General features: G+C 54.4%; 8 protein-coding genes. 5 read left to right on the top strand and 3 right to left on the bottom strand.

Features of this window, described 5'->3' with window-relative positions:
* The first annotated feature begins 56 nt into the window (after positions 1-56).
* Both C5Y96_RS17695 and C5Y96_RS17690 read left to right on the top strand, forming a co-directional pair.
* A complete protein-coding gene (locus C5Y96_RS17695) occupies positions 57-1,133 on the top strand; it encodes a galactitol-1-phosphate 5-dehydrogenase (protein ID WP_105356055.1) in 1,077 nt (358 codons plus the stop codon).
* A gap of 22 nt (positions 1,134-1,155) precedes the next feature.
* Positions 1,156-2,259, top strand: coding sequence for an alcohol dehydrogenase catalytic domain-containing protein (locus C5Y96_RS17690; RefSeq protein ID WP_105356053.1), 1,104 nt, complete (start codon positions 1,156-1,158; stop codon positions 2,257-2,259).
* 3 nt (positions 2,260-2,262) lie between these two features.
* On the opposite strand, the gene C5Y96_RS17685 is transcribed toward C5Y96_RS17690, so the two are convergent.
* Positions 2,263-7,188, bottom strand: a complete 4,926-nt coding sequence (locus tag C5Y96_RS17685) for a PVC-type heme-binding CxxCH protein (RefSeq protein WP_105356051.1) — start codon at positions 7,186-7,188, stop codon at positions 2,263-2,265.
* Positions 7,189-7,396: 208 nt separating this feature from the next.
* Between C5Y96_RS17685 and C5Y96_RS17680 the strand changes: the two genes are divergently transcribed.
* From C5Y96_RS17680 to C5Y96_RS17670, 3 genes are all read left to right on the top strand, one after another.
* A complete protein-coding gene (locus C5Y96_RS17680) occupies positions 7,397-8,821 on the top strand; it encodes a right-handed parallel beta-helix repeat-containing protein (RefSeq protein ID WP_158261298.1) in 1,425 nt (474 codons plus the stop codon).
* A 106-nt stretch (positions 8,822-8,927) separates the two neighbouring features.
* Positions 8,928-10,064, top strand: a complete 1,137-nt coding sequence (locus tag C5Y96_RS17675; protein ID WP_105356045.1) for an HlyD family secretion protein — start codon at positions 8,928-8,930, stop codon at positions 10,062-10,064.
* The gene (locus C5Y96_RS17670; RefSeq protein WP_105356043.1) at positions 10,061-12,265 is read left to right on the top strand and encodes an ABC transporter permease; all 2,205 of its coding nucleotides are present in this window, start codon (positions 10,061-10,063) and stop codon (positions 12,263-12,265) included. Before C5Y96_RS17675 ends, C5Y96_RS17670 begins: the two co-directional genes overlap by 4 nt.
* A 64-nt stretch (positions 12,266-12,329) precedes the next feature.
* On the opposite strand, the gene C5Y96_RS17665 is transcribed toward C5Y96_RS17670, so the two are convergent.
* Both C5Y96_RS17665 and acpS read right to left on the bottom strand, forming a co-directional pair.
* Positions 12,330-12,836, bottom strand: a complete 507-nt coding sequence (locus C5Y96_RS17665; protein ID WP_105356040.1) for a DinB family protein — start codon at positions 12,834-12,836, stop codon at positions 12,330-12,332.
* Positions 12,837-12,955: 119 nt separating this feature from the next.
* Entirely contained in the window at positions 12,956-13,366 is a 411-nt protein-coding gene (gene acpS / locus C5Y96_RS17660) for a holo-ACP synthase (protein WP_105356038.1), read from the bottom strand.
* Position 13,367 lies beyond the last annotated feature (1 nt).

Below are 13,367 nucleotides of genomic sequence, written 5' to 3'. Positions count from 1 at the left end.
TGCCGGTAGTTTACTCACACGACTCCCAAGATATTCTCCCCTATTTGTGAATTGCCATGAGTTCAACTGAAGACAAGAAGATGGAAGCCATCGTCCTGCACGCCGTCGGCGACTTGCGGTACGAGCAAGTCCCCGTTCCCGAAGTGGAGCCCGGCAAAGTTCAGGTGCGTATTGGTTTCTGTGGTGTTTGTGGTTCCGATATTCCGCGATGTTTCTCGAAGGGTACGTATCACTTTCCCACGATTTGTGGCCACGAGTTTGCCGGCACGGTCGAAGCATGTGGCGTTGGCGTACAGAACTTCAAGCCAGGGGACCGCGTGGCGGTATTTCCTTTGCTGTGGCGAGATGATCATGCCGCTTGCGAGCAAGGGAAGTATGCCCAGTCAGACGGTTACGACTACCTTGGCTCGCGGAGCGATGGCGGTTTCGCGGAATTCGTGATCGCGCCGGAACGAAATCTGATTCGAGTACCGGATAACGTTTCGCTCGAAGAAGCAGCGATGACCGAACCTGCCGCCGTGGCGCTGCATGCGGTTCGACGGGCCAACGTGCGCCTAGGCGATTCCGTCGCCGTATTCGGGCTTGGTCCGATCGGTTTAATGGTGGCTCAGTGGCTGAAGGCTTCCGGGGCAGGACCTATCCTGCTGTTCGATATCCAACCTGAAAAACTCGATATTGCCAGGCAGCTTGGCTTTGAGAATACGTTCGATAGCCGGACCTGCAGCGTGAGTGATGTCGTCAAGCAGCATACCGATGGCCATGGCGTTCACGTGGCCATCGAAGCGGCCGGCGTGCCGCCGACCATGTTAGCGGCGATTGAAGTCGTTCGCCGATCTGGCCGTGTGGTGTTGCTCGGGAATCCCGCGGCGGACGTCACCTTGCCGGCGGCTCTGATTTCTCAGGCGATGCGTCGCGAGATCGACATGCTGGGGGTCTGGAACTCCGATTTTAGTGTCTTCAGCGACGACGACGACTGGCGAACCGTTCTCGCCGCGATGAGTAGTGGCATCCTCAATTTGAAGCCTCTGGTCACGCATCGTATCCCGTTGGTAGATGGAATTGCGGCGCTGGAAATGATGCATCAGCAGTCCGAGTTCTTCACCAAGGTTCTCATTCATCCCCAAGCTAAATAGCCCCAAGCAATACGCAAATCACATGAATGCACAGATTCATTATCTCGATCAACCAGGCGGAACGTTCACCGCGAGTTCGCAAGAGATCGCTACCCCGGGTCCCGGCGAAATTCGCCTGCGTACCGTTACGACTTCGGTTTGCCAGTCCGACGTGGTGATCTACAAGCAGGGCCTGCCTCGGATTAAGAAGTGGCCTGCGATTCTGCTTCATGAAGCCGCTTGCTACGTCGATGAGGTCGGTCCAGGGGTAACCCAGTTTGAACCAGGTGATCTGGTTGGCCTGGGCTGTGATATCCCTTGTGGCGATGTTGGATGCATTTATTGTGGGGAAAATGGAACCGGTGATTGGACCAGTTGCCCTAATACCTGGGCGACCGGCCACGAGTTTGACGGCTTTGCCCGATCGCATGCGATCTTGCCTGATTGGTTCGTCAAATATGGCCCGATCGTAAAATTTCCGAAAGGCTTCAACCCTTCGCATGCTTGCCAGCTAGAGCCGCTGGCATGTTGCTTGGAAGGGATGACACGCGTCAATCACTGCATCGAGAATCGGATCGTGGTTTTGATTGGAGCTGGATCGCAGAGCACGTATGCTCTGCAGTGTGCCCAGGCCATGAATGCACGTAAGATCATTGTGATCAACCGAGGGCTGGAACGGCTCGAACGTGTCCTGCGAGATTTCGGCGATGATAAAGTCGTTGGTGTTCGCTGGGATGAGAACGTCGTCGAAAACGTCTACAAGGAATGTCAGCCGTTCAACGAGCCGCACTTCGTCATGGTGAATGCACCGGTTGCAGCGGCGTATGAACTGGCCCCAAAACTGATGGGCTATGGCACGGTGATGGATGCCCACGCAGGTGTTAAGGGGGCTAGTGGCAAGCCGCGTCTAGCCCATGAAGTCGACTTGAATAACGACATCCACTACCGTTTGCAGTGTTATCAGGCGACACATGGTTCCAGTATGCGGGGGATTCGGCTGGCCCATCAGTTTCTCTCGGAAGGACGGCTACCGAAGATCGACCTGATGACCAACGACACCGAGCGATTCGGTAGCGATGAAATTCAGGCAGCCATTGCGCGGGCCGCTGATTCCGACAGCTTGAAGGTGATTGTTCACTGGGATTAGTCGTTACTTCTTTGGCAAAGGAGATTTCAAGAACTCGAGCAAATTGGCCATTTGTTCCGGGGGAATCTCCTTTTCCAAGCCATCCGGCATGAGCGAGCGATCGCTCGTATGAAACAGTTCAATCTCACTTCGTGCCACCTCTTGCGTCTTGCCATCGGCCATTTGCAAGACAATCGATTGCGGCGATTGGTGGGAGACGATCCCGCTATAGGTTTGACCATTGACCGTCAGAATTTGGCTGGCGGCGTATTTGGGTTCCACCTTGCCACTCGGGTTGAGGATGTCGAACAAGATAGCTTCCCGCGGTCGATTCGATGAATCGGCCAGGTCCGGACCAACGCTTGGCTGTCCGGCCTCGTCTGGCACATGGCACTTGGCACATTGCTTCAAGAACACTTCGCGGCCTACCAAAGGGCTGCCAATCGTTTGCGTTGCCGGCGCATACTGTTTGAGTACGGCGACTCGATCGGCACTGGCCCCGCGACCAAGTAGTTGCTCGACACGCTTGCGAATCGATTCGTCGCGGTGTTGACGCAGTTGTGTCTGTTGATCGAGGCTCAACGCAGCACTGCTCAGGGATCCTTCCTGAAGACCGTTCAAGATGAATTCGATTCCCCGCGTCGACTTCAACAAAAGCGCGAGTGCTGTTTGTCGGACCGATGGCTCGAGTTCAGGCCAGAGGCTATTCAGTAGTTCTTCACGATGGTCGTTCAACGAGCCGGCAATCGCCGTAACGGCGGCTTGTTGCACCAGAGACGGCTCGCGAGGGGAACAGAGATTGGCAAAGAAGTCATCCTCGGTGAGTGATGCCAGGCGAAGAAGGGCAATGGCATCGCTACGGTTTGAGGGCGATTCGTTTTCCGCTTCAGCCAGTGTGAGAAGCAATTGGGTTAGCTGCTGCTTGCCGTTGGGGATGCCGGAGACTAAAGCATCGAATTTCTTTACTTGGGCGATCCCATCGGCTAGTCCTCGGAAAAGTGCGAGCTGCTGGCTTGAATCCTTTTGCTCTAAGGCCATGCTGAAGATTACTTTTAGGTCACCTTCGTTGGACTTGGCCCCCACTACTTTGGCCAGGCGGTAGGTCAGATCATTCATGTCGCCATTATCGCTTTTGACAAGAACCGTTGCGGCACAGTCTTGCGAGGCAGCGACGATCGCGTCGGAAAACGTAGGGTCGTCGCCATCGCTCGAGACTAACGTGGAGAGTACGGTGGCCTTCTGGATGGCGTCCGTTGATCCCATCGAAAGAGCAAGCTGGAAGCGAACCCAAGGAGAGGTGTCTACTGCCATCGCGAGGACGCTTGGCAATGTTGCTGGGCTATCGTGCCAATGGCGGGCTGCAAGACGAATCGCAGCGGCTCGGACTTCGCTGTGATCATCCCGAAGAGTCTTATTGATGGTTTCATCATTCAGTTGATTGAGCCCTTCTAAGGTCCACAGGGCGTGGACTCGACCGAGCGGGGAGTTTGACGTTGTGGCCAATGCGATCAAGGCATCCGTTGCATCGGTGTTCTGCCCTTCGACCAGAAGCTGTTGTGCAGTTATCCGCCGCCAACCGTTTGCATCTTCCAGCATCGCGACGAGGTCATCCGTGGTTTTCGGCAGTACATAGTGGGACGGAGTCGTCGGCTTTTCTGGTACGACTCGCCAGATTCGCCCTCGATCTTCACCTGCTCGCCAGTCGAGTTGAGCGGCGATTTCAGGCGGAAGAAACTTGGGATGCTCGACCCAAAGTCGGTACATGTCCGCCAGGTAAAGCATGCCATCTGGTCCGTTGGCCAAGCTTGCCGGGCGGAACCAGGTATCAGTCGAGGCGATAAAGTCCGCGTCTTCTCGGGCACGCTGCGATGTTAGCCTGGCACCGTCGCGGGTCACGATCGCTCTGGTAACCAAGTGCCCGATTGGCTCGCAAGCCAGGACACTGTTTTCCATTGCCGGTCCTAAACCATTACCAACATACGCGGTGGTGCCACATGCCGATGTATGCGTTCCGGCATGGGAAAGCCAGTTACTTTTCATGGCAACCAACGGAAAGACCTTCGAATCGCCGCCAGAGGGGGCGACGTCGTATTGCACGCGATGAATAGGCGAATAGCGGTTCCGGTTCGCTTCCTCCGTCGACATTGTCGTTGCCATGATCGGATTTCGGTTGGTGCTGAATAGCCGATCACCCCAGGCTGTGAATGTGTTACCGTACTGTCCGGTTCCACTGGCGGAACCGAATTCGTAGGTCAGCGGATCGATCCAGAACTCGGTACGTCCAATCGTCGTCGGTTCCGTCTGGCCGGGCCCTACGATCTTTCCTACTCCGTAGTTGAAGTAAATGCGATTGTCCAAGCCCCAGCGTGGACAGCCGACTTGCATTTGCGGATGCGCTGGTTGGAAGCCGCTGAAGAGCACTTCCCGAGAGTCGGCAACGTTATCGCCATCCTGATCCTTTAACAGGATCAACTCTGTTTGAGCACACGCCAGGATGCCTCCCTTGAGGGGCATCAGGCTGTGGCAGAAGTTGAGCTTGTCGGCAAAAACGGTCCGTTTGTCCATCTGCCCGTTATTGTCGGTATCCTCGAGAAGGACGATCCTCGACAGCGGGGCTGTTCCTTCTTCGGACGGGCCGATGGGGTAGTCTCCATATTCCGCTACGAACATTCGTCCCTTCGCGTCGAAGGCAATTGCCACAGGATCTTTCACGAGAGGTTCGGTGGCAACCAACTCCAGGCGGAAGCCAGGTTCGACTTGGAAGGTTGTGAGTTGCTCGGCGGCCGACTTGGGGGGCGGAGTCGCTTCATCGACCCAATGGCGTCCTCCTTTGGTCTTGTCCTCTTCGCTAAGCGCGGCGGCCGTGTCGCTGGGTTTGGCTCGGCCGTCATCCGCAAGGGATTCGATTTCTGCGATCGTCAGAGCGCGATCGAAAATCGCGACTTCGTCGAGGCGGCCTTCCCAGTTATTGGTGTTGTTTGCATGTCCCCCGATGTAAACATGATCGGTCGTAGCGATGGAGTCGGCTTGGGCCTCAATTTCAAGCTGTCCATTCAGATAGACACCGACGTCTTTCCCTTTGCGGACCAGGACAACGTTTGCCCAGGTCCAACGTTGGATCGGCGTCTTGCCATAGGCAAGTTTGATATCCGAGGTTTCCAGAACTAGCTTACCGGCGTGGTCTCCCTGGCCAGCTATGCCAAGCGTTACACCATGGGAGAGGAACCAGCCGGCGATAGGGCGGGCCTTCAGGTCGTGGCCATTCCAGATCCACTGGCTGATAGTGTATGTTTCGCCAAGATTGGGAACATCAGCAACGATTCGACCGTTGGCAAAATGTGCGGCTCGATTCAGTTCAGTCGCGGTTGCAAGAGCCGGTCCATCGGCACCTTCCAGAAAGAAGACGACACCATCTTCGATTGCTGCGGGTTTCGCCTGAAAAGAGAAATCACGGGCACTTGGTCCTTCCATATCGTGTAGTGGAAAGTAGCGAGTTGGCTTTAGCTTCTGGATCGTGGCTGCCATCTTGCTATCCGGGGGAAGCGACTCGCGGCGGGGTTTGCCGGCAACCTTTTCCAGTAGCTTCAGGTCTTCTTCAACGATCTTGGGTTCCGCGGTTGTCTCCAAGCCAGCGGATCGAGCTGCCCAGGTGTTGTAGCCACCCAGGACATGCTGTTCGGGAGGTGGGATATAGCCATCCCCACCGTTGGCCAACTCGATCACCATGGTCTGTGGCAGTGGGCTACGGCGTTTCAGTTTGAGCCCGGTCAATGCGTAAGTTTCATTGGGCGTGGTTGCGATCGCTATTGAGCCGATTCGTAGAGCTTGCAGGACGATCTCGGTCGATTGACGTTCGTCGAGAATAATCTGTTCGCGGGCGTAGACTTCCGCTGGTGTCTTGGGGCCGCGATCGCCCATCTCGGCAACAACGCCTTGGGCCCACTCTAGTCGTTCGGCACCAGGCACCCGGTAGTTCAAACGCATGCGAGTTTCGGCCATCGCAATTGGCGTATCGCGTTGGTATTCAATGCCATCTAGTGCCTGATGCGTTTTCGCAACCATCCCATCGACGAAGCCATCGAAGGTTTGGTCTGTGCCGTTGCGATAATCAACGCGCCAGATGTCGCCGCTACAGCCGTGGGACATCACGGCGACGAACTTGGTTTGGCCCTTGTCTTTCTTTCCCAATGCTTCTTCGAGCTTTTCGCAGTATGCACCAAAGTAGTCGGCTGCCCCTCCGCCACTGAAGTAGTGCATCGAGAAATTCGCCAGTAAGGCGATGGGTTCCCCTTCAAGTGTTTGAAATGAAATGACAGACAGCAATGGGTCTTCCGGGCCGGACTCGCCGGTGACGTTTTCGAGATTGTTTTTGGCCGTGTGCATGCTGGCACGGACGGTCTTTTCGCCAAAGGGGTCTTCGCGTTCCTGGCCAGGACGCAGAATCCATCTGCGGAGGGCAGTAAACTCATTGGCATCGGTAGTGCCCCAGCCAATCTGTGCGGGTTGCAGGTTCTTTTCGGCTTCGAGAATGGCTTCCGCCAACTTGATACGCAGGTACGGCACGTAGGTCGGATCTGCGTCCGTGCCCAGGGCCCCCATCGAGGATGGTGCCGTATGGGTATGAGTCGCTGAAATGAGCATGTGATCGGGACGGATCTTTGCCCTTTGTGATGCGAGTTGCTTGGCGCTATCGACCAAGTCCTTGGGAAGCATGCAGCTATCGGTTACGACGATGGCAATCCGAGTTTCGCCGTCATCCGCAACAATCGCCCGGGCATGAATGTTCTTCGGTTCCCCTTGGCGGGAATAGAAGCCTCCATTGATTAAGACGGGAAAAGACTGAGGCGTGATGTCGATCGAAGCCGCGCCTACTCGCAGTTCCGCTTGAAGAGAAAGTGGAAACATCAAGAAGATGAACAACGCAATGGCAACGCAACCACGAAGTCGCATAGTCTGATCTCCGGTCGAGGATACCGAAATGTCGGAAGGAGGGGTGCGAAGTCAATATGCCACTTCACGCACGCTGACGCAAACATTCTTTTGGCTCTGAAAGCGTTTGCAGAACAAAAAAGTCGGAAATATGATGTCTCGTGGTATGTTTTTGCAGAAACGCCGTCCCAAAACGCAAGCAATAACCGTTCATAAGAGGGGTAAAGTAATGGCACTTGCCAGTTTTCCGATGGATAAGAAGAGTGACAATCGAATGCTCTGCAAGGCTTTTTTAGAGCATTTCGTGGGGCAACTTCTCGCGTTTTTGGCCGTGGTCACCATTGGTGTTTGTTCCATCAAAGCGGATGATCCTGAGCCCATTTCAGCGACCTCTGTCGACGTCAATGCGACGGTCCGAACATTTAAAGCGGTTGGCGATGGTGTGAACGATGATACCGACGCCATTCAAAATACGATCAACGCCGGCTCAACTGCGGTGCGTCTGCCGCGAGGAACGTACAAGATTACTAGACCGCTGATCGTGGACCTCGATAAAGTCGGCGTCACGTCGATCGTTGGGGATGGAACCGCCCGCATCATGATGACTGGGGCAGGGCCAGCCATTCGATTCGTGGGAACGCATCAAGGGACGGCATCCCCGAAAACCGTCAAGCCGAACGTATGGCAAAAAGAACGCACACCGATGGTCGATGGAATCGAGATCATTGGCACGCACGACGAAGCCGACGGTATTGAAGCCGTGCGGACCATGCAGCTGACAATTTCCCGCGTCGTCATTCGCCATACCCGTCATGCGATTCGCCTGACTGAACGCAACCGCAATGTTATTCTTTCCGACTGCCACCTATATGAGAACCACGGCATCGGTGTGTTTCTCGATAATGTTGATCTGCATCAGATCAACCTTTCGGCATGTCACATCAGCTATAACGACGGTGGCGGTTTTGTCTCGAAAGGGGGCAATGTCCGCAATGTCCACATCAGCGGCTGTGACATCGAAGCGAACGTTCAGAATGTTTTGATCGACAGTAATGGTTCCAAGTATGGGACGGCCGAAGTTGCGATTACAGGCTGTACGATTCAGCATTCCGGAGGACCCGATTCAGCGAACGTTCGGTTTATAGGAGCCAACCCCGAGGGAGAGCCTTGCTGGGGACTGGTGACCATTGCCAACAATATTTTGAGCGACGTCGAGTCAAACATCGATATTCAGAAAGCCCGCGATGTGATCATCATTGGTAATACGATTTCCAGTGGGTACAAATTCAATCTTCGTGTCGAAGACAGTATGAACGTGGTGGTGGGACCGAATGTCTTGGCTCGAAATCCACCCTACCGGGATGTAGATACTTGCGATAATGCGGTGCTGTTTCGCAACTGCGATAGGGGGACAATCACCGGCCTGCATGTTCACGAGACGCTTCGTACTCAAGCAGGAATCATGCTAGATGCTTGCCGGCGATTTCACGTGACTGGCTGTACGGTGCTCGATAGCGACCATGCGGGTCTCCTGTTGAAAGATCTAGAGAATTGCCAGGTTTCGGGCAATATGCTACAGCACGGGACCGCAAGTAAGGAGAATTGGCAGCCCATGATCGTGATCGGAGGAAGCGAAAACAAGATCTCTCCCTAGGGTTAGTTCTGTGCCTGCGTGACCGGCGCGTGGGACTCGGTAGAATGGTAGGTATCGCCTGGTGTTCTGCATGAGTTAACTTCCTACGCACATAAGATGGGCATTGATGATATACCGCTTCCTTGTGATTGGTCTGGTGATTGTCGTTCTGGGCGGGCTGGTCGCTTACAGCAAGTTTGTGCCTGAACCGAATATTGTCTCAGGTTTCCTTGAGGCGGATGAAATTAGGATTGGTTCTCGCGTCGGCGGCCGCGTGAAATCAGTGTTTGTGAAAGAGGGGCAATCCGTTGCTAAAGGGCAATTGCTCGTTGAGCTCGAGCCGTTTGATCTTCTGCAGCGAGAGCAGGAAGCGGTCGAAGTTCTGGTCCAGCGAGAAGCCGACTATCAGCGTCTGAAAGCCGGGTTTCGCGCCGAAGAAATTGCCCAGGCCGAAGCGCGGTCGCTGCAAGCTCAGGCATATCTTGACAAGCTAAAAGCCGGGCCACGCGAGCAAGAGATCAAAGCGGCTAACGGACGGGTCGAAGTCGCAGAGGCGGCCCTAGTTCTCGCGAAACAGAATTACAAACGCCGTAACGAACTGTTCGAGAAGAATACGATCTCGCGTGAAGAGTTTGACTCGGCCAGTAAGGAACTTGATGCCGCCAATGCCGAGGTTGCCGTTCGCAGGCAAGAGCTCGACCTGCTCGAGGCCGGGACACGGGAAGAAGAAATTCGTGAAGCGGAAGGGCAATTGGCCGAGGCGAAAGCGGCGTGGGATTTGGTGAAGAATGGATCTCGCGCGGAAGACATCGCCGCTGCCAAGGCTGCACGCGATGCGGCCCAGGCATCGGTGGAAGTGATACGCGAGCAGAAGAAGGAATTGCAGATCACCAGCTCAGTCGATGGATTTGTTGAATCACTCGATCTACAGCCGGGTGACCTCGTTGCGGCCAGTGCACCGGTACTTTCGGTGCTCGATCAAGAGAACCTGTGGGTGCGGTGCTATGTTCCCCAAAATCGGCACGCAATCGATGTTGGTGAAAAGCTGCGAGTGACGGTCGATGGTTTGCCTGATGAGGAGTACATCGGAGAGGTTGTCTTTGTTGCCCGCCAGGCAGAGTTTACTCCCAGTAATGTACAAACGTTGGAAGATCGATCGAAGTTAGTGTTTCGCACGAAAGTCGAGCTAAATGAGCAAGTTGGGCGTCTTCGCCCAGGGATGACGGTCAATGTGTCGCTCGATCCGGTTGGGGACGCTCCATGAACGACAAAGATGTGGTCATCGATGTTCAAGAGCTTACGCGAAGATTCGGCGATTTTGTCGCGGTACGGAATGTCAGTTTTGCGGTCAAACGTGGAGCGATCTTTGGACTGCTGGGTCCGAATGGAAGTGGCAAGTCGACCATTATTCGAATGCTGCTCGGGATCTTGCCGCCTAGCGAAGGCGGTGCGATAGTACTGGGAAAAGATGCCTACATCGATTCGGAAAGCATCAAGCCGCGAGTTGGGTACATGTCCCAGCACTTCAGCCTGTATGCTGATCTGACGGTACGAGAAAACCTGGAGTTCTACGGCCGCATTTATGGGCTGACTTCCGAGCGGCTGGAACAGCGGAAGAAAGCGGTCATGGAATTGACCGGCATCAACGACTTTGTGAATCAGCTTGCCGGAACACTTTCGGGCGGCTGGAAGCAACGTTTGGCGTTGGCATGTTCGCTGATTCACGAGCCCGATCTCTTGTTCCTGGACGAACCGACTGCTGGTATTGATCCGGTCGCCCGGCGGCACTTGTGGGATTTGCTTTTTGAACTTTCCGGTCGCGGCGTCACCCTGGTAGTAACGACGCACTACATGGACGAAGCGGAACGTTGTACGGACGTTGGATATCTCTATCTTTCTCGCTTGCTGGTTTTGGGAAAGCCTGCCGAGTTGAAGTCGCTGCCGCAGATCACGCCTGACGGAACAAGGCGATACGAGATGCGTGTGCCCCGCGCGACTGAACAACTCTCTAAGTTGCGTCAGCAAGAGGGTGTTCGTGATGCAACGCTGTTTGGCGAGACATTGCATGTCTTGATCGACGAAACCGTTTCCCCTGAAAAGGTGAAAGAGCATCTCGGGCTGACGGATCATGAGGTCGAATTTCGCCCGATTACTCCTTCGTTGGAAGATGTTTTCGTTACGCTAACGGCGAACGCGGAAAAAGAGGGAGCAGATGAGCTCCAGGAGGAGATCGAAGAAAATCTGCCGGCTGGATCGGTAGGAGCCAGTGTTGGCTCGTTATCTGGGGCAAAGTCGGTTGCCAAAAGAAAGCCGGGGAAGACTCTGTTTGGACTCTGGGCGATCTTGATGAAGGAGTTCTTCCATATCCGCCGCCAACCGATCACTCTGTTCTTCATGTTGGTGGTTCCGGTGATGCAGACCATTATCTTTGGGTACGCCATAGACACCGAAATCGAAAACATCCCGATGGTGGTATTGGACCTGGACGGTCGGCAGCAAGCGCGAGAGGTCGTTACGGCATTCCTCAATACAAGAAAGTTTCAACTTGAGGAGCGTGTCTACGATGCCGAGTCTTTTCATCGCGCACTTACGTCTGGCCGGGCGAAGGTTGGGTTAAAGATTCCTCCCAATTTTTCAGATCAACTGCTGCGAGGGGAGCAAGTTCAACTTCAAGTGCTGATCGATGGAAGCGATTCACAAGTTGCCACGACGGCTCAAAGCACGGCCCAACTGTTGGGGCTGAATCTTTCAATGGGAAGAGCTAAGAACGTCGCCGAGTCTCTCAAGGTTGCCCCTGCCCGCGATGAAAACGGGAAGATTGCACTTCCCATCGATACTCGTACAAGGCTTCTCTATAACCCCGACCTCGACAGCGCACACTTCTTTGTGCCGGGATTGATTGGCATTATTTTACAGCTGGTCACGTTGTTTCTGACCTCTTTCGCGATCGTACGAGAACGCGAGCAGGGCACTCTCGAACAACTCTTCGTGACGCCAGTTGGTCGTATGGGACTGCTGCTGGGGAAGCTGTTTCCCTATGCCATGATTGGCTTTGTCGAATTACTGATCGTATTGTCGGTGATGATCTACGCGTTTGGCGTACCCGTGAACGGCAGCATTCCTCTTTTGCTTGTGCTGTCCATGTTGTTCATGGTTTGCTCGTTGGGCCTGGGTTTGTTTGTCTCAACGGTGGCGACCACGCAGCTAGAAGCTGTTCAATTTGCATTCATCATTATGCTGCCTTCGGTATTGTTGTCCGGGTTTATGTTCCCGCGAAGTGAAATGCCTCTGCCCATTTATGTGATCACGTTTGCGATCCCGGTGACTTACTTCATCGAAATTCTTCGTGGTATTGTTCTTCGAGCCGCTGACTTTTGGGACTTGATACCGTCCGTACTGGGGTTAACCCTTTGCGGCCTGGCGGTTATTTCGGGAAGTGTGATGCGTTTCCAGAAACGACTCTAAAAGCGGCAATCAGGCGTCACAGAGGACGAAGGCCGCCTGACCGCCGGCAAGTCATGTGCGTTGATCAGAACTGTTCGTCGCCCGAAGGTCCGTACAAAGCGGGAACCGGTATGTCGTTCATGCGGAAGTACACCGTCAGAATCGCCCGATGATGAATAAGATGGTTGATCACCCACGTACGAATCACCATGCGTTTCGGGATGGTGAAAATCGTCTCGCCGCCGCTGAGTAGCGTCCAGGGTTGATCGAGCGTGGCATCATCGACTGTCTGAAGGGTGGCCACTGCCTGGGCGACATTCTCGTCGAATATCTTCAGGTTCTCCGCGCAATTTGAAGGAGTGGGAGGATTGAAGTTAGGCCCATCGGCAGGGTTCAAGTCGAGCGATTCCCGGTCGAAGGTGAACATCGTCCAGCTGGGAATCCGACCCAGGTGCGTCGCCAACGAGCCGATCGTCAGAGACTTTTCGTGAATCTTCCAGTCCCATTTGTCGTCCGGCACGCGTTCGAGTGTTTTCCGGGTACCAGCAAACTCGTGCTCCAAGTCTGCAAAAAGTAATTGGCTGAGACTCATGACAATTGTCCCTAACTTCAGAGTGATTGGGATAGAACAAGCTTCTGTCCTAGAACGCCTGAAGTGTATACAGGTGTTCAGTTGCATGCAACAGGTTCTACCAAATTTCTCGATGAAGTTTAGGGGCGTGGATTTTTCAGCTGAGAGGTGTCACCCACGGCCAAGGCATAGGCGACGGCATGCGTGCGGCAATGGCTGATGCTGATTTGAACTTCTTCAATCCCGCGTCGTTTTGCGGAATCCAACGCGCCACCGTAAAGATGAATAATTGGCTTGCCGCCGAACTGATTGGCAACCTCGACGTCGCGCCAGGTGATCCCTTTGATCCAGCCAGTGCCGATGGCTTTGAGCACAGCTTCCTTCGCGGCCCAGCGACCAGCATAGTGCTGGGTCGCCGCTTTGCGCTCGCTGCAGTATTCGATTTCGTGCTGAGTGTAGACCCGATTGATGAACATCTCGCCATGACGTTCGATCATTTGGGCGATTCGCAGGCACTCGATGATGTCGGTTCCGATTCCGATGATTTCCATA

Origin of the sequence: Blastopirellula marina, from assembly GCF_002967715.1 — a bacterium.
GTDB lineage: Bacteria > Planctomycetota > Planctomycetia > Pirellulales > Pirellulaceae > Bremerella > Bremerella marina_B.
The sequence above is the reverse complement of the archived record's forward strand: the minus strand, read 5'-3'. Positions and strand labels throughout refer to the sequence as shown.